Genomic DNA, 17,430 nt, shown 5'->3' with positions numbered 1-17,430 from the left:
GCCGCGTTCACAGGCCGAACATATGACCGCACCGCCATTCCTTGTTCAATCAGAGAAAGACCTTGCAGCCCGGGCCGTTCCACATATGAGTCAGAGCCCCAGTCGAACGCCGATTGACACGTCGACCGCCGAAACGCCGTGCAGAAGTGAAAGCGACTGAGATCGACAAGGGCGGCGAGTTCGTCAAGCCCGATGTGGCGGTTCAGATTTTCGGCCATAAATGCGGTCACACGCTTCACTTGCCAACCGGCAAGCCCACCTTTCCTGCCCTGAGCAGGCAGAGCGCCAAACGAGGAATGTTCTTGGACCAGCCGCAAGCACAGAAGGTCGATCGCCCGCTCCACGAACAGCCTGGACGATGCGCTGTCCCGCTCCGCCTCATGACTCAGGATCTCGAGCAGCCCCGCCGCCGCGGGATCGGCGAAAGCCACGCGCGGCAGAATTTCGACCCGTCTTCCACCCGCGACCTCGTCGGCGCACGCCTGAAGGCGTTCCTGCGTGAGATAGACGTGTGAAACCACGACGGGACCTGCAATATTCCAGTGGCCGTCCACGCCTTGCGGAATCAGGGTGAACGCTTTCGGGTTGGTCCTGGAGTTCAGGAGTTTGTTCTCGATGCGCCAGGATATCTGATGCTGTCCTTCGTAGCAGCCGACCGCGATGTGTCCGGTCACGCCGCGCATGTAATCCTCTTTCAGCCCACCATGCGCCCACTTCGGCGTCAGGCGGGCATCGCCCTGCAGAACGTCAGACAGCAACATCGGCGGCTCGTCCAAAATACGCGCCATCTCGGCTGCCGCATCAGGGCCGAGGCGGCCAGGCCGATTCTGTGCTGTGTTCGAGAACGGAGGGGTGGCCGGTCCAAACTGTCGAACCTCATGGCAGTTGAGACACTGATGGATTAAGTAAAGCAGGCGCCATTATGCGGAAAAAGTCTCCGCAGCGCCACGGGACAGCGCGCGACGCGACGTCGCTGCCTTCAATTTAGTCAGCCAGTCATCGATCGCGGCGTGCGGTTTGCGAAGATTTTAGGCTCACGCCGATTTCCGCTGCGGTCTGGCCGCCGGCTTCTTCCCCGCGGTCTCCTTCGCCGCCTTCTTGCCAACGATCGGCATCAGCATCTCCTCGCGATCACAGCGAAGGCGTCGTGGGCGACCTTGCCGTCGGGCCTGAGATAGTAGGGGCGGATCAGGTAGCGCGGGTCGATCTCGGACCTGTCGACGAACTCGTCGATCTCGATGGTGCTCGTGGACTCCAGCGCCACGTTCTCCAGCTCCTCCTTGGAGACCTCGATGAAGGTATCCTTGTCCAAGGCGTAGCCCTTGACGATGCCCTCGTTCGGCACCTCCTCGCCCGTATCGCTGTCCACCTTCAGGTACTTGATGCGATGGCCGGTCTGCCGGTTGAGCTGGTTGAACGAGATCTTCTCGCTCTCCGAGGTGGCTGGGTAGAGCGCGACCGGACAGGTGACGAGGGACAGACGAAGGAAGCCTTTCCAGTTGGCGCGCGGGGCCATACGCAGAACTCCGATTCGAGACGCCCGGACTCAAGACGAATGGCCGCCTCCGGTTCCGACATCACCGCCCTCGCAAGGAAGATTTCAGGGAGAGCCTTGGCCGCCGCGGGCCCTGGCGAATTCGCGATCCGTTCCTGTAGGCTTCTTTTCCTTGATCTGCCGCAAAGGGGCGCGGCCTGCTTTCTCCGCCGAGCGAATTCGATCGATGGCATGCGGACTTGGCCCAGGAGGGCCCTTGACTCCCATCGAACGAACAGAGAACATTCGACATGCCCGCCGCACCAGGACCTGCCGCGCCCGCCGAGCGCGACCTCGAGCTTGCCGCCGACCAGGCCATCCAGGTCTGCGGTGGGGAGGCACGGGAGGCGGTGAAAGCGCTGATCGTCGCGAACGGTTTTCTCGAGGCGGAGATCGAAGAGCTCCGGACGAAAGTGTCGACAGGCTACGCGCGCGGCCGGCTGTCGCCGACGCGCCAGCGCAAGGACGAGACCGATGTCTGAAGTGACCTACTACGTCGCTTTGCGTTCGTCCCTTCCGACGACGGCATCGCGCCTGGCGAGGCGACGGAATGCCTGAGCGCCAACGCCGCCGTCATGCGCGCCGAAGCGCTCTCACGGAAGCCCGGCTGCGCCGGGGCGGTGGCCTTCAGCCGGACCGGCGATCCCGCCACCGGCGACTTCGGCGATGCCAAGCTGATCCGGAAGTTCGGCGACGTGCCGGACGATCTGAGCGCGCTCTGACGGGCGGCGACTTCGCTTCATTCGTCGCTCGAACCGGCGGCATCTCTCGGCTCCAGCAAGTTCAGCGCGGTCTCGATCTGGGCGAGCAATACCTGGATTTCCTCCCGCTCGTTGGGCCCAGGATCGCTCTCCAGTCGCTCCAGGAGCGCCTGCTTCCGCGAGAGCAGCTTTGCGAGCGTCGACATCGCGCCTCCCCATGCTTGGCATCTACAGACAAGTTGGTGCGCCCGCGACGATCCTGCCAGTCTCGACTCTGCGAGGGCCGGGCCGATTCTGCCGGGCACTATTTCGCCGGCGGCCGCAGCGGCCCGTCCACCCACTTACGGGCGGCGGGATCGTGCAGCGGATCGTCGTCGCAATCGGGGCAGACGTAGCGCTCCCCGCCATTGGCGACCTCGTCGCGGACGAGCTTCATAGGCCGCCCGCAGTGAGGGCACGACTTCCGGATTTGATGCAGCAGCGACATCTGGCTTCCCCCGCCGCCCTTAGCCTATTCTCGATGGCCACGCGGACACAAGCGAGCTCTTGACGCGAGCCGCGCCACCCAATCAAATCCAGCTTCGGTGATGATGTGGGGTGGCGTCATGGAAGAGTTCTACAGTGGTTTCGCGCAGAGGGCGCGCGATCTTGCGGAAAGAGCGGACCCGTTCACACGAAGACGGCTGCTCGACCTCGCCAAGAGGTACGACGCCAAGAGCAAACCCGGCGCGAGCGCCCGGCCCCTGCCGCCGCCGCGCACCACGGCGCCGGCGACCCACTTTTCCGGCCCGGGCGAAGCATGAGGAAAGGCGGCTCCGCCGAGGTCAAGTGCGACGCCTGCAATGGCGCTGGGCACCAGTCAGCGCGCGACACCGAACCCGGTCGCAGGATCTTTCCGGGCCGTTGCACGAAGTGCGGCGGCAAGGGGCGGATACCGAAGCCGGCGTGCCCTGCAGGAATTCAGCGGCCGACCGGCCTCACGGCGGCCGCGGTCGCAACAATGGCCGAGCGGCCCTTGGGTCGATCCGGACCAATCTGTTCGTGAACTAACGATCGCTCTTGCCGTTGTGCCGCATCCGGGCAGCCTTCGACTGCGTGCGCCGAGGGGACAACCATGAGGATCGCTTCGCGCCAGCATTTGGATTCAGGCAGCACCGAGGATCGAACCTACCTCGAGTCGCTGGTCAGAGAGGATTTCGAGCGATGCCATCCCGATGACACGTTCGAGGACCTCAAGCGGCGGGCGTCGTTTTCCAAAGAGGACAAGGGACTGTTGCGGGACTGGATGGCGGTAGCAGCGGCTCGCGCCGCGGCCGCATCCACGGCCAAGACATAGCCACCGTTGCGGGCTCGGCCGAACGATCGGAAGCTCGCAACAACCACGGTTCAGCCGGCTAGACCCCCGCAGCGAGTAGCTGCGAGACGACGGCAGCCAATTGCGCCGGCGCAAAGGGCTTCTGAATCAGGACGCTGCCTTCGACGCCGTGCGATTGCCAGTCAGGCGCGCTGGCGCTCGTCATGTAGACCACCGGAAAGCCAGGCGTGATTTCCCTGATCTGCTGCGCCAACTCCCAGCCGCTATGCCGTCACCCAGGTTGACGTCGGTCAGCAGGACCCGACATCCCTCGCGGCCGTCCCGAAACGTGGACAGTGCCGCCTCCCCCGAATGGACCGAGCAGGTCTCGAAACCGCCATCGGACAAGGCGTCCTCGACGAAGCTTGCGATGAGAGCTTCATCCTCCACCACTAAAACACGAACGGCATCCCTCACTTTCAAGTCTCCTCGGCGACCGAGCCGGGTCGTCTCGCATGCGGCGGTGCGTTGGTCCGGGGTCCGGCGGAAGAGCGATCTCCGCCGTCAGCCAGCCAGGCACCAAAGTGCGCCGTGTTAAGCCACCGGCACACCGTAATAGGCGTTCACCGAGCGCGTGGTCGCCGGGTCGCTCCAATTCCAACTGCTCTCGTCGGCGTATTTCGGGGCGCCGCGGAGCTGGTCCTGGGTGATGCCGGTGACGTAGCCGCCGAGATTGGTGTCGTATTTCAACGCCTGCCAGGGCAGCGGATAGTGATCGTCGCCGATGCCGAGCAGACCACCGAAGCTGAGCACCGCGTACGACACCTTGCCGCTGACCTTGTCGATCATGACGCGCTCGATGTAGCCGACCTTTTCCCCGTCGGCCCCGTACACGTTCGTGCCCTCCACCTTGTCGCTGCCGATCAGGCTGAACGTCTCGCGATCTTCCATGGCCATGTTGACCTCCTGGATGTTGCCTTCGGAAGTCAACCAGGCCACCATGCCTCCGTTCCCGGCACAATCAGCGGCGAAATGTTGATCTCCAGGATAGAGCGGCCGGATCGGATGATGCGCCGCAATGCGTGCGGGCCGGCGAGCGGAGTTCGAGGATGGAGCTGACCGATCTGGAGCGCGATTTTTTGAGGAAGCTCCTCGGCGAATCCTGGGTCAGCCCGCCGACGTTCGACCACGAAATCGTGGCGCGGCTCGTGGAGCTGGGTCTCCTGGACCGAACCACTTCCATCCGGAGATATCGAGTATCGCATCACCGACGCCGGGCGGGCGGCGGCTACCGCGTGAACCACAGATCGACGAGCGGCGGGGCAGATCGAAGGAACGATAACCTTGCCACCCTATTGGACTGCAGGGACCGTCGCCCGCCGTTGAACTACGGCGCCTGTCGCGGACAGCCAAAGGTCTCACGACCCGCTATTAAGAACCAGCGCCCGCGAGGATAGCCAAAGGCGGCGGCCTCCTCCGGGCGCCAGAGTCGAACCGTCCTTCCGGGGCGCCTGCGATGTTGTGCCTTCGAGGCCAGACGCATGGAGTCCCTAAACGATCGTCCGATGTGCCCGGTGTGCAAGCACGCGCTCGCGCTCTCGCGTATCTCTTCCGGCGAGCGAGGATTCGAAGAGCGCACGTTCGAGTGCTCTACCTGCGGCAGGACGGAAAAGGTTACGATCGCGGTTGATCCCATGAAATCAAATGCGGTGGGCTGGCTCGCCCGCGAGCGTCGGCCGCCGCGCTGACGCGACCCGATCGGTGCCGCAGCGGCCAATGCTCGATGCCGATGATCATCCTTGTCGTGTCACGGCAGAGGTCGTCGGCGTCATCGATGAAGGCGGCTTTGGAAGCGCTGGAGTTCAGAAGCCAACTTGTTCTGCTGCGCGCCATCGCTCAGTTTTCGACTTGATCCATCACGTCGCGGACCTTGGCGGCCAGTTCATTGAAGCTGAAGGGCTTGACGATCAACTGCACGCCCTTATCCAGCCGGCCGTGATGGATGATCGAGTTGCGGGCATATCCGGTAGTGAACAGCACTTTCAAGGAGGGGCGGATGGCTCTGGCTTGAGCGGCGACCTGCGCGCCCGTCATACCGCCCGGTAGGACGACGTCCGTAAACAGGAGATCCACTCGGGGTTGCCGGTCTAGAATCCGTAGAGCCGCCGGCCCATCATGGGGCTCCAGCACGCGATAGCCGAGCTCGCGGAGGCTGTCGACAGAGTAGGCTCTGACGTCGTCGTCATCCTCGACGACGAGAATGGTCTCTTCTTGGGTCGCCTCCGGATTGAGCGTCTCATCAGGTGTGGTGTCATCCGACGAGTCGCCTAACAGGCGAGGCAGGTAAATTTTGACGGTGGTGCCCTGCCCAAGCTCCGAATAGATTTTCACATGACCACCCGACTGCTTGACGAAGCCATACACTTGGCTGAGCCCCAAGTCCCGTGCCTTTGCCTACAGGTTTCGTCGTGAAGAAGGGCTCGAACGCTTGCGCCACGGTCTGCCGGTCCATGCCAACGCCGGTATCGGTGACCGATATGACGACGTACTGGCCGGCCACCACTTCCCTATGAGCCGCGACGTAGGCCTCGTCGATGTGAGCGTTACCGGTCTCAAGTGTTAGCCTTCCCCCATTTGGCATGGCATCGCGAGCGTTGACGGCGAGATTGAGGATGGCGGCCTCGAGCTCATTGGGGTCGGCTTCCACGCGCCACAACCCGGCGCCGAGCACGGTCTCCACGGCGATCGTCTCGCCGAGCGTGCGATGGACCATCTCGGAAAGCCCGTTGACCAGAACGTTCACGTCGATCGGCTTGGGATCGAGGGGCTGGCGACGCGAGAACGCGAGAAGGCGCTGCGTAAGCGCGGCCGCCCGCTGGGCGCCATTCATCGCGTGACGCACGGCGCGCTGCAGATGCGCCGAATCCGAAGGAACATTACGCTGCAGCGTGTCGAGATTTCCCATGATCACCTGGAGGAGGTTGTTGAAGTCGTGAGCGACCCCGCCCGTCAACTGCCCCACCGCTTCCATCTTTTGGGACTGCCGCAGCGCCTCCTCGTTGCGCTTGAGCTGTTCGGTGCGCTCAATCACCTGCTTTTCCAGCGTTGCGTTCAACTCGACGAGCGCCTCCTGGGCGCGCTTGCGTTCTGCGATTTCGCGGTGCGACGCCTGGGAAAGACGGACATTGTCGATTGCCACGGCCGCTTCGGCGGCGAGCCCCGAGAGGCTCCGCTCGGAGCGCTCCGAAAAGACGCCGGGCTTGCCGTGGCCAAAGAACAAGCCTCCGATCACGTCCCCCGTCCGCGAAATCACGGGAACGGCGAGATAGCTCCGGACGGGCAGATGGCCTTCAGGCATGCCTCGACGCGGCGCATTCTTGCCATAGCGGGGATTCTTGGTGATATCGTCGGAGCGCACGATGCCCTCGCCGTTGAAGGTGGGCGCGAACACTTCGGTATTTCGCGGCATCGGAAACTTCGAAAATGCCTCCAGCGGCGCTCCCGAAAGCGTGTAGAGCATGTAGCTTTCGCCGGCCTCGTTGGTGAGGTTGTAGAAAAACGCCTTAAACTCGGCACCGCTGAGTTCGACGCCCGCATCCGTTACGATTTGCACCAGGCGCTGGAGATCCGTCTCGAGCGCGAGGGCCGATCCGGCGCGATTGAGCACTTCGAGCGAATGCCGCTCTTCACGGATCATCTCCTCGGTGTCTCGCTGGATGGTGCGGTCGCGTAGGATCTTTACGAAACCGACGATCTTTCCGCCCTCGCGGATCGGACTCAGTTCTCCAACCGCCCAGAAGCGGCTCCCGTCTTTTCGCACGCGCCAGCCTTCCTCGCCGCCGCCCCTGCCGTGCGCGGTGGCGTCTTCCATTTCTTTGCGCAACTGCGCCTGGCCAGCATCTGCGGCAAAGATCCGTTCCAAGGACTTGCCAAGCATTTCGGGTTTGCTCCAGCCAAGGATCCGGCTTGCGCCGGTATTCCAGCTGGTGACGAGTCCGCGTTCATCGGTGCTGATGATGGCCGTATCAGTCGCGCCATTGACGATCTGACGCCACTGGGCCGCGCTGATTTCATCGGGCGCGCTTGCGAGGTCGTCATCTTCGATCATCGACCAAATGTGCGGATGCCACATCCCGGAAGGAGGACACCAACCAAGGAATGGCGTCCGAAGGACACGGCGATCAGGCCGACGTCAGTTGCTCGACTTTCTTGACGGCCCCCGGCGGCTGTAGAAGTACACTTGGCCAACGCAGGGTGCCAGCGGTGAGTTCCCTTTGCAGCGGGTATGGTGGGGCCGCGAAATTTCGTTCAAAACGTCGATACAATGCGGAACAAAAGACCGCATCACGGCCCTTCCTTGTCGCCAGCGTTTTCGGTTTCCCACTACGGATCGAAGGCGGCCCGGCACGTCGGCGCGACGCCGGGAAATGATCGCGTCGCGGATGAGCGCGGTCAAACTCCGGCGAACGTTAGGAGCCATCCGGGCGCATCGGCCAAAGGAATTGCTTTGGACGCCCGCCCTAGATCAAGTCCGCATGAACGCTGCTGAACGCGATGACGCTGAACGACATCTTGCGGCACCTTCGCCAGAAGCGGCGTTCGTTCGCCCGGGTGGCTTGTGGCGTCGACGCAGGATCTAGTTCTTGAAAGGGATAGTCGTCGCCGTCGCACGGCGCCCGCTGAGCGAGGCGGGAAGAACAGACGCAAAGCGCGACGCCAGCCATTCGGTCGATCCGAGCCGGCTTCAAGTCGTCAGCGCGAGAGACCCCCAAAAGACCGGCGCTCGCGATGGACGACAAGGACGAGATTGCGAGACGACTTCCGATCCGGAGCCAGTCGTCATCCCGCAGCGTCCCGAGCCCCGCGCCACCGGACAGGTGACGAGCGACAGGCGCGACCCGACGCCCGCGTCCCGGCTCGATCGAACCGACATGAGCCGAAAACGCCGTGAATCGCCCGGTTTTTCGGTACCTCGTCGTTGGCGCCTCCGCTATTGTGTGGTGCCCGGCCTGACCGGATTCCCGAAGCCCTTTTCGAGCAGAGATGTTTCAGGACCCATCGGATCTGGCCGCCATGGCCGAGGCCTTGAACCGGTCGAAGGATTACCGGGTGCTGCGGCGCCTCGCCCCGCGGCCTACGTCCCTCCCGCCCGTCGGGATGGAGACCAAGGTCGGCATTCTGCTCGACACCGAAACCACCGGCCTCGACCACCGCAAGGACGAGATCATCGAACTCGGGATGGTCAAGTTCGACTACCTGCAGGATGGCCGCATCGTCGGCGTCCGCGACACGTTTTCCGCCTTCAACGAGCCGTCCGCGCCGATACCGCCCGAAGTGACGGCGCTCACCTGCATTACCGACGAAATGGTGGCCGGCCATAAGGTCGACGATGCCGCCGTGAACGCCTTCGTCGACAATTCCGTGGTCGTGGTCATCGCACACAACAGCGGTTTCGACAGGAAGTTCGCGGAGCGCTACTGGCCGGTGTTCGAGCAAAAGGCCTGGGGCTGCAGCGCGACCGAGATCGACTGGCGCAAACACGGCTTCGCGGGCGCGCAACTCGGATACCTGCTGAACGGCGCGGGCTTCTTCCACCAGGCGCACCGGGCGGTGGACGACTGCCACGCCCTGCTGGAAGTTCTCGCGTTCGAGCTTCCGACCACGGGCTCGCCGGCGCTGGCCGTCCTGCTGGAGAACGCGCGCAAGCCGACGTTGCGGGTCTGGGCTGAGCAGACCGCATTCGAACTCAAGGACTCCTTGAAGTGCCGGGGTTACCGTTGGAATGACGGCAGCGATGGTCGTCCGAAGAGCTGGTACATCGACGTCGGCGAGACCGCCGTAGACGACGAGATCGTGTTCTTGCGAAACGAGATCTACATGCGTGACGTCGATCCCGGCGTGCAGCGGCTGACTGCCTTCACGCGTTTCTCCGGCCGGATCGGACCGGGACCAGGTCGGGCGCGCTCAGCGACCAGGCGCTTCTCCACCCCCCTCGCGGGAATTGCCGACCTTCTTGACCGCCTTCTTCACGGCGGACGCCGAGCGGGGTCCGCTGTCTCAGATTTTTTGCTCCCTGGGCCCGATTGCCTGTAACCAAGTTCGGTAAGTGGCCGAACTAGCCGATAAGGCAGGCATGACGACGACGGAAAAAGAGCTGAAGGCACTCATGGTCGCCAGCCAGGAAGGCGATGCGGCGTCGCACCGTGCGCTTCTTGAGCGCTTGAGCCGACATTTGCGCGCCTACTACAAGCGCAGGCTCGGTCACATCGGAAGAGGTGCGGCGGAGGCGGAGGATCTGCTTCAGGAGGCCCTGTTGGCCATTCACATCCAGCGTCATACCTATGATCCGACGGAGCCCTTTACGCCCTGGGTGCACGCGATCGCGCGCTACAAGCTCATCGATTTCCTGCGCCGGAACAGGACGTCCGTTGCCGACGTGCCGATCGATGAAGCCAATGAAGTCACGGCGAACGACGATCACCTTAGCGTGGAGAGCAGCTTTGACCTTCGGCGCCTATTAAAGCGGCTGCCGGAAAAGATGGGATGCGCGATCGAGGCCGTGAAAATCGAGGGCCTGAGCATAGCTGAAGCCGCACGGCACTGCCGCATTTCGGAATCGAGCGTGAAGGTCAATATTCATCGTGGATTGAAAGCCTTGGCGACCATGATCGCACAGAGGACGCAAACATGAGAACGGACGAACTGATTACAGCACTCAGCATGAACGTCGAACCGGTCAACCGGCGGCTGGTCGACCGCAACGTGGGCCTTGCGCTCGCGTTCGGGGCGGTTGTTGCGATCGGGATCACGTTCATTGTGTTGGGCGTCCGTACCGACCTGGCCACACCTCGCGCCGTGATTTTCCTGTTCCTAAAGCTCGCGTTCGCGACCGGCACCGTAGGCGCGGCGGCCGTCTATTTGGCGCGATTGGCGCGTCCGGCCGGGGAGCGAAGGGTTTCCCCTGGATTGGCCGCGCTACCTTTTGTGGCGATCCTGCTGCTCGCGGGCATCAGCCTTGGACAGGCCCCGAGCTCGCACTGGGACAAGATGGTGATGGGGGATGATTGGCTCGAATGCCTCATTTCCATTCCGGTCATTGCGGTGGTTCCGTTTGCCGTCGTGATCTGGGCGGTGCGAAAGGCCGCTCCGACCAATCTGGTTCGCGCAGGGGCCTTCAGCGGGCTTGTTGCCGGTGGTGTGAGCGCGATCGGCTATGCACTCCATTGCACCGATGATTCGCTGCCCTTTGTCGCGCTCTGGTATGGCGGCACGATTGTGCTGTGCACGCTCGCAGGCGCGATTTTGGGACCGCGGCTGCTGCGATGGTAGCTGAGCAGCAGACGCATCTCACGTCGGCGTGAGCCTGTAACCGCCCGAAGATTGGCTCCGAACTCATCATTAGAGGCGCAAATGCGCTTCACGGAAAAAATGATGGAGCCGGGTTATGTCGATCAACAGAAGCCTTCTTACTTTTTCGTTCTTGGTGCCGTTCGTTGTGGCATCGGCCACCGCCCATGCGGCCGCGACGACCTCTCACAAGAGGTATTTGCCCAATGAGGCCAGGGCAGCGACCTCAGCGGGCGTCGCTACCTCGCAACGCACCCCGATGTCAGCATTCGCTTATGACAGGGGAGCGTCTTGGGTAGAGCCCATGAGCGTTCCGGGCGCTTCCACCTGGCGCTATCATGGCGGACCCAAGTCATCCCAATAGATTGCGTGAGGCCCCGCATTTACAGACTTGGCCAGTCACGGAGGATTGCAGACGAGCGTACGTCTGCAATCCCTTGATCTCGGTCCTCGGTGGCGCGAACGTAGGCCAACGAAGGAGCTGCATATGACCAAGGAAGTGGGTGGATTCGCGCGACGATCCGTTCTGGGATTGATGGCCACGGTCGCCTTGGGACGACTGGCTCGCCCCGCCTTCGCCGCCGAACCGGTGATCAAGGTCCACAAGGATCCGAACTGCGGCTGTTGCGCAGGTTGGGTGCAACATCTGCGCGACGCGGGTTTCACGGTCGACGTCGACGATGCTGCCGACCTCCCGAGCGTCCGGAAACGCCTGGGCGTCCCGGCCGATCTGGCGGCGTGCCATACGGCAGAGGTGAGCGGCTACATCCTCGAGGGCCATGTCCCGGCCTCGGCCGTGCAGCGGCTGTTGGCGGACCGCCCGCAGGCTCGGGGGCTCGCGGTGCCGGGCATGCCCATAGGATCGCCGGGAATGGAAGGCGGGCATCCCCAGCCGTACGCGGTCGTGTTGTTCGGGCCGGCCGGCCGGACCACGTTCATGCGTTTCGTCGGCAAGGAAGCCATTGGCTGACCGTGTGAGACGGTTAATCAACAGGGGCGCGTGGCTCGCGAATTCGTGAACCGGGGCGCTTTCCAGCATTCCGCCCCTGTGAGAGTGTAGCACCATGAATGTTCGCCGCTTCCTCAGGCTCTTGCTCGCGGTCCTCGTGACGGCCGGGCTGACGGTCGCGCCGCTGGTAACACCGGCGGTGGCGGGACATTCGATGGCCCCCATGCAGATGGCAGACGCGCAGGACATGCCGGACGGCATGTCGTGCTGCCCGGACGAGAAGAACAGCAAGCAATGCCAGGACTGTCCGCTCGTTGCGATCTGCATGTTGAAGGTGTTGCAAGCCGGATCGTCGATCACACCGGTAACCGTTAGGGTGCCCGCGCGGGAGCTGCTGCGGCCGCTTGATGATGTGATTGCCGCCGGTCTGACCCGTCCGCCTCCCGAACATCCTCCTCGGCATTTGGCCTGAGCGGCGCTGTAAGCGCCGGTTGACGTCCCGTGCCTAGAGGTCGCGGGCGTACAACGCCGCGCAAGCGGCAGACCAAAAGCAATCGAGGATCAGAAAACATGAAATCGTTCGACTATTCGCGCGCGGTCGCGGCTGCGCTCATCGGTATGGCCGTGTTCGGCACGGCACCTGCGGCGCTCGCCGACATCAAGGACTACGAATTCAAACTCGTCGACCAAACGGTCAAGACCGGCGCTGACAAGATCGTCACCGTTCGGCTGCTGAACAAGAAGACCGGCAAGCCGGTGCCTGATGCGGTCATTTTCGCAACCCGTCTCGATATGGCACCGGACGGCATGCAGGAGATGGTCACCAAGGTCGCCTCGGTGCCGGGTGGCGAGCCGGGCACCTACAAGTTCAAGGTCAACTTCAGCATGGAGGGCCGATGGCAGCTTTCGCTCGGTGCCAAAGTGCAGGGCGAGACGGGCACCGTCGAAAGTAAGCTCGTCGTCACGGCGCAGAAATGAAGCGCGCCGTTACCATCAGCACGGTCGTTGCGCTTTGCGCAGCGGCCGGCGCCGGCTTGCTCGCGGTCGCGCCGCACGCGAACCCATTCGGCCGACCGGCTGTGTCGCTCGCCGCCGCAGCCGAGGACGGCGCGACGATCTATTACCAGGATCCGGACGGGAAGCCGTTCTACTCGCGTGAGCCCAAGAAGACGCCGGACGGCCGGGCCTGGCGCGCCGTGCCGGCGAATGCTGACGTCAGCTTCGACGAGCCCAGCGAGCCGACGGTACCAAGCAAAGCGGCCGAGGCGAAGACCGAGCGCAAGATCAAATACTATCGCAACCCGATGGGGCTGCCGGACACCTCGCCCGTGCCGAAGAAAGACTCGATGGGCATGGACTACATCCCGGTCTACGAAGGCGAGGACAGCGACGACGGAACCGTGAAGCTGTCGCCAGGGAAGATTCAGCGCACCGGCGCGAAATCCGAGCCGGTCGTGCGCCAAGCCGTCAAATCGATCGTTCGCGCACCTGGCGTCATCCAGGAGGACGAGCGGCGCATCTCGGTCGTCGCGCTGCGCTTCGAGGGCTTCGTGGAAAGTGTCGCGAACGTCACGACGGGGGACCACGTTCACAAAGGTCAACCGCTGATGAATGTGTATAGCCCGGCGCTTTCGAGTGCCGCCGCCGAGTATCTTTCCGCAATCAATGCAGGCGCCACTGGCAAAGAATTGAAGGGCGCGCGCCGGCGGCTGGAGAACCTCGGCACGCCGGAGCCGGCCATCAGGGAGCTGGAGCGCACGCGGGATATATCGCTTTCCATTCCCTGGCTCGCGCCGCAGGACGGCGAAATCATTGAGCGCAACGCGGTGAATGGGATGCGAGCCGGGCCCGGCGACGTTCTGTTCAGGATAGCCGACCACCGCCTCGTCTGGGTTCTTGTGGACATCGCGGAGCGCGATCTCGTTCAAGTCGCGGTGGGGACGAAAGTCACGATCAGGCCGCGAGCCCTGGGTGGACAGACGTTCACTGGTGCCGTGACGCTGATCTATCCGCATCTCAATGCCCAGACCCGCACAGCGCGGATCCGGCTTGAAGTGCCCAATCCAGATGAACTGCTACGACCTGAGATGTACGTCGATGCCGAAATCGAAGCGGGCACTTCGGCCCCGGTGCTGGCCGTGCCCGAAAGCGCCGTGCTCGACAGCGGCACGCGCCAGGCCGTCCTCGTCGACAAGGGAGAAGGCCGCTTCGAGCCGCGCGAGGTGAAGCTCGGCCGGCGCGGCAGCGGATACGTCGAGGTCAGGCAAGGCGTGTCCGAAGGTGAAGCGGTGGTGACCTCCGCCAACTTCCTGATCGATGCCGAAAGCAATCTGAAGGCGGCCTTGAAGGGCTTTGCCGAGCCCCAGGGCCCGCAACCCGCCGAGGCGGCTGGCACCACGGGGGTGCGGCCATGATTGCCCGCCTGATCGCCTGGTCGGCCCGCAATCTGCTTCTGGTCCTGTTCGGTACGGGCTTCGCGGCTGCGGCCGGAATTTACGCACTGGTCCATCTGCCGCTCGATGCCATCCCGGACCTCTCCGACACGCAGGTGATCGTCTACACGGAATACTCCGGCCAGGCGCCGCAGGTGATCGAGGACCAGGTCACTTATCCACTCGCGACGGCCATGCTCACCGTGCCGAAATCCAAGGTGGTGCGCGGCTTCTCGTTCTTCGGAGTCTCGTTCGTCTACGTGATCTTCGAAGACGGCACCGACATCTACTGGGCGCGTTCGCGGGTGCTCGAATTCCTGAATGCCGCGACGTCGAGATTGCCGGCAGGAGTGGCGCCTAGCATCGGTCCGGACGCCACCGGCGTCGGGTGGGTGTACCAGTATGCGATCATGTCCAAGGAACTGAACCTTGCCGACACGCGGACCATCCAGGACTGGAATCTCAAATTCGCACTGGCCAAGGCCGAAGGCGTCGCCGAGGTTGCGAGCGTCGGCGGCTTCGTCAAGCAGTACAACGTGATCCTCGACCCGCAGCGGATGCGCGATCTCGGGATCACCATGCAGAAGATGCGCGAGGCGATCAGGGCAAGCAACGCCGACGTCGGCGGCCGCACGGTCGAACTGTCCGAGTTCGAATACGTGATCCGTGGCAAGGGCTACCTGAAGAGCATCAACGATCTCGGCGATATCGTGCTGAAGACCGACAAGGGCACGCCCGTCCTGCTGCGCGACGTGGCGCGGGTCCAGCTTGGACCCGACGAAAGGCGCGGTGTTACCGAGCTCAACGGGGAAGGGGAGGTCGCCAGCGGCATCATCCTGCAGCGGTTCGGTTTGAACGCGCTGAACGTGATCGAAAACGTGAAGAAGCGGTTCAAGGAGATTACGACCAGCCTGCCGAAATCGGTGGAGATCGTGCCGGTCTACGACCGCTCGAACCTGATCTATGCCGCTATCGACACGCTCAAGCACACCTTGCTCGAGGAAAGCCTCGTCGTTGCGCTGGTCTGCGTCGTCTTTCTGCTGCACGTCCGCAGCGCGTTGGTCGCCATCCTGATGCTGCCGGTGGGTGTCCTGATGGCGTTCGGCGCGATGAAGCTGCTCGGAATCGGATCCAACATCATGAGCCTCGGTGGCATCGCCATTGCGATCGGCGCCATGGTGGATGCCGCGATCGTCATGATCGAGAACGCCCACAAGCATCTGGAACGCGCAGAGCCAGGCAAGTCGCGCATCGCCATCCTGATCGAGGCGGCTGCCGAGGTGGGGCCGGCGCTGTTCTTCAGCCTGTTGATCATCACCGTTTCGTTCATGCCGATCTTCACGCTGGAATCGCAGGAAGGACGGCTGTTCAGTCCGCTGGCCTTCACGAAGACCTTTGCCATGGCGGCGGCGGCCCTGCTGTCGGTCACCCTGGTGCCGGCGCTCATGGTCATCTTCGTCCGCGGCAGGATCGTCCCCGAGCACCGCAATCCGATCAATCGATTTCTGATCTGGATCTACCGGCCCGTGATCAATGGCGTGCTGCGTGCGAAGACCCTTGTCGTCCTGCTGTCGATCGCCGTCCTCGCGGCCACCGTCTGGCCGGCCCGCCAGCTCGGTACTGAATTCATGCCGAACCTGAACGAAGGCACACTGCTCTACATGCCGACGACGCTGCCGGGCATTTCCATCACCAAGGCGGCCGAGTTGATGCAGACCGAAGACAGGATCATCCGGTCCTTTCCCGAGGTCGCATCGGTCTACGGCAAGGCGGGACGCGCCGCCACCGCGACGGACCCCGCTCCGACGGAGATGTTCGAGACCATCGTCAACCTGAAGCCAAAGGAGCAGTGGCGCGCCGGAGTGACCATCGACAGTCTCGTTGCCGAGATGGACAAAGCGTTGCAGTTCCCCGGCGTTTCGAACGCCTGGACGATGCCGATCAAGGCGCGCATCGACATGCTCTCGACCGGCATCCGAACGCCGGTGGGAGTCAAGGTGATCGGCACCGACCTGGTCGAGATCGACAGGCTCGCCAAGCAGATCGAGCAGGTCCTGCGTGCGGTGCCGGGCACCTCGTCCGCCTACGCGGAGCGCGGCATCGGCGGCTACTACCTCGAAATCGCGCCGGACCGGCCGGCGCTGACGCGCTACGGCATCATGGTGCAGGATGTCCAGGACGCGATCGCGACCGCGCTGGGCGGACAGACGGTCACCACCACGGTCGAGGGCCGGCAACGCTTCACCGTCAACATGCGCTATCCCCGCGATCTCAGGGACAATCCGAAGGCCATCGCGAGCGACATCCTCGTCCCGATGCCCGCCGGCGGGGCTGTGCCGTTGGGTGAGGTCGCAACCGTTCAATCGACGCGCGGTCCGACCTCGATCCGGACCGAAAACGGACAGCTTGCGACCTACATCTACGTCGACATCCGCGACCGCGACCTCGGCGGCTACGTCGCGGACGCCCAGCGCGCGGTGCAGGCCAGCATCCAGTTCCCGGCCGGTTACTACGTGCTCTGGAGCGGGCAGTACGAATATCTGGAGCGGGCCATGGCGCGCCTCAAGATCGTCGTGCCGGCGACGCTGCTCATCATCTTCCTGCTGCTGTACCTGAATTTCAGGTCGGTCACCGAGACGATGATCGTCATGCTGTCGCTGCCGTTCGCGCTGGTCGGCGGGCTTTGGCTGATGTGGTGGCTCGGTTTCAATCTTTCGGTCGCCGTCGCCGTCGGCTTCATCGCGCTCGCCGGCGTCGCCGCCGAGACCGGCGTCGTGATGCTGATCTATCTCAACCAGGCGCTCGCGGAGATCAGGGAGCGCCGCGCCGCGGAAGGATGGACACTGAGCCGTGCCGATCTCCGCGAGGCGATCATGGAGGGCGCCGTCGAGCGCGTCCGGCCGAAGATGATGACCGTGGTCGCCATCATGGCGGGACTGCTGCCGATCATGTGGAGTACCGGTACCGGCTCCGAAATCATGCAGCGCATCGCGGTGCCGATGATCGGCGGCATGGTCTCGTCGACCCTGCTCACGCTGATCGTGATCCCGGCCATCTTCGGGCTGGCCAAGGGGTTCCGTTTGCCTCCTGCAAGCAAACCACGACCACCGACCGAGCCGAAAGCGATCGTGACGAAACTGAGAATCCCGGAGCCTGCCAAATGAGGTGAGCCA

15 protein-coding genes and 5 pseudogenes are annotated in these 17,430 nt (G+C 63.5%); 13 read left to right on the top strand and 7 right to left on the bottom strand.

Features of this window, described 5'->3' with window-relative positions:
• The coding region (locus tag IVB01_RS11065; RefSeq protein ID WP_247494525.1) for a hypothetical protein at positions 1-788 on the bottom strand (788 nt) is incomplete at its 3' end.
• A 341-nt stretch (positions 789-1,129) separates the two neighbouring features.
• Positions 1,130-1,516 (bottom strand): annotated as a pseudogene (locus IVB01_RS11060) (Ku protein); the annotation flags it as partial.
• 269 nt (positions 1,517-1,785) lie between these two features.
• Here IVB01_RS11060 and IVB01_RS11055 point away from each other — a divergent pair.
• Positions 1,786-2,016: a hypothetical protein gene (locus tag IVB01_RS11055; protein WP_247494524.1), complete on the top strand. Its 231-nt coding sequence runs from the start codon at positions 1,786-1,788 to the stop codon at positions 2,014-2,016.
• Positions 2,009-2,256 (top strand): annotated as a pseudogene (locus tag IVB01_RS11050) (hypothetical protein). The gene IVB01_RS11055 and the pseudogene IVB01_RS11050 overlap by 8 nt, the downstream one beginning before the upstream one ends.
• A gap of 17 nt (positions 2,257-2,273) precedes the next feature.
• On the opposite strand, the gene IVB01_RS11045 reads toward IVB01_RS11050, so the two are convergent.
• Positions 2,274-2,441, bottom strand: coding sequence for a hypothetical protein (locus tag IVB01_RS11045; RefSeq protein ID WP_247494523.1), 168 nt, complete (start codon positions 2,439-2,441; stop codon positions 2,274-2,276).
• Positions 2,442-2,539: 98 nt separating this feature from the next.
• Positions 2,540-2,671, bottom strand: coding sequence for a hypothetical protein (locus IVB01_RS35450; RefSeq protein WP_256464839.1), 132 nt, complete (start codon positions 2,669-2,671; stop codon positions 2,540-2,542).
• 169 nt (positions 2,672-2,840) lie between these two features.
• On the opposite strand from IVB01_RS35450, the gene IVB01_RS11040 reads away from it, so the two are divergent.
• Both IVB01_RS11040 and IVB01_RS11035 read left to right on the top strand, forming a co-directional pair.
• The gene (locus tag IVB01_RS11040) at positions 2,841-3,038 is read left to right on the top strand and encodes a hypothetical protein (RefSeq protein WP_247494522.1); all 198 of its coding nucleotides are present in this window, start codon (positions 2,841-2,843) and stop codon (positions 3,036-3,038) included.
• A gap of 311 nt (positions 3,039-3,349) precedes the next feature.
• Positions 3,350-3,571, top strand: a complete 222-nt coding sequence (locus tag IVB01_RS11035) for a hypothetical protein (protein ID WP_247494521.1) — start codon at positions 3,350-3,352, stop codon at positions 3,569-3,571.
• Positions 3,572-3,629: 58 nt separating this feature from the next.
• Here IVB01_RS11035 and IVB01_RS11030 read toward each other — a convergent pair.
• From IVB01_RS11030 to IVB01_RS11020, 3 genes and pseudogenes are all read right to left on the bottom strand, one after another.
• Positions 3,630-4,006, bottom strand: a pseudogene (locus IVB01_RS11030) (response regulator).
• Positions 4,007-4,123: 117 nt separating this feature from the next.
• On the bottom strand, positions 4,124-4,486 hold the full coding sequence (locus IVB01_RS11025; RefSeq protein ID WP_027574697.1) for a PRC-barrel domain-containing protein: 363 nt from the start codon (positions 4,484-4,486) through the stop codon (positions 4,124-4,126).
• Positions 4,487-5,425: 939 nt separating this feature from the next.
• Positions 5,426-7,637: pseudogene (locus tag IVB01_RS11020) on the bottom strand (PAS domain S-box protein).
• A 935-nt stretch (positions 7,638-8,572) separates the two neighbouring features.
• Between IVB01_RS11020 and IVB01_RS11015 the strand changes: the two are divergent.
• The 9 genes and pseudogenes from IVB01_RS11015 to IVB01_RS10975 form a co-directional block, all read left to right on the top strand.
• Positions 8,573-9,469 (top strand): annotated as a pseudogene (locus tag IVB01_RS11015) (3'-5' exonuclease); the annotation flags it as partial.
• Between the two features lie 193 nt (positions 9,470-9,662).
• Positions 9,663-10,220 carry a sigma-70 family RNA polymerase sigma factor gene (locus IVB01_RS11010; RefSeq protein ID WP_247494520.1) on the top strand — a complete coding sequence of 186 codons (558 nt, stop codon included), beginning with the start codon at positions 9,663-9,665 and terminating at the stop codon, positions 10,218-10,220.
• Positions 10,217-10,858: a DUF1109 domain-containing protein gene (locus IVB01_RS11005; RefSeq protein ID WP_247494519.1), complete on the top strand. Its 642-nt coding sequence runs from the start codon at positions 10,217-10,219 to the stop codon at positions 10,856-10,858. The genes IVB01_RS11010 and IVB01_RS11005 overlap by 4 nt, the downstream gene beginning before the upstream one ends.
• Positions 10,859-10,939: 81 nt before the next feature.
• Complete coding sequence (locus tag IVB01_RS11000; protein WP_247494518.1) at positions 10,940-11,086, top strand: hypothetical protein; 147 nt, start codon at positions 10,940-10,942, stop codon at positions 11,084-11,086.
• A 325-nt stretch (positions 11,087-11,411) separates the two neighbouring features.
• A complete protein-coding gene (locus IVB01_RS10995; protein ID WP_247494528.1) occupies positions 11,412-11,846 on the top strand; it encodes a DUF411 domain-containing protein in 435 nt (144 codons plus the stop codon).
• 94 nt (positions 11,847-11,940) lie between these two features.
• Positions 11,941-12,297 (top strand): hypothetical protein, encoded by a 357-nt coding sequence (locus IVB01_RS10990; protein ID WP_247494517.1) that lies wholly within the window; start codon positions 11,941-11,943, stop codon positions 12,295-12,297.
• Between the two features lie 98 nt (positions 12,298-12,395).
• Positions 12,396-12,803 (top strand): FixH family protein, encoded by a 408-nt coding sequence (locus IVB01_RS10985; RefSeq protein ID WP_247494516.1) that lies wholly within the window; start codon positions 12,396-12,398, stop codon positions 12,801-12,803.
• Positions 12,800-14,239, top strand: coding sequence for an efflux RND transporter periplasmic adaptor subunit (locus IVB01_RS10980; protein WP_247494515.1), 1,440 nt, complete (start codon positions 12,800-12,802; stop codon positions 14,237-14,239). Before IVB01_RS10985 ends, IVB01_RS10980 begins: the two co-directional genes overlap by 4 nt.
• Positions 14,236-17,421 carry a CusA/CzcA family heavy metal efflux RND transporter gene (locus IVB01_RS10975; protein WP_247494514.1) on the top strand — a complete coding sequence of 1,062 codons (3,186 nt, stop codon included), beginning with the start codon at positions 14,236-14,238 and terminating at the stop codon, positions 17,419-17,421. The genes IVB01_RS10980 and IVB01_RS10975 overlap by 4 nt, the downstream gene beginning before the upstream one ends.
• The last annotated feature ends 9 nt before the right edge of the window (positions 17,422-17,430 follow it).

Origin of the sequence: Bradyrhizobium sp. 164 (genome assembly GCF_023073715.1) — a bacterium.
Lineage (GTDB): Bacteria > Pseudomonadota > Alphaproteobacteria > Rhizobiales > Xanthobacteraceae > Bradyrhizobium.
This window is presented reverse-complemented; position numbering and strand designations above follow the sequence as displayed.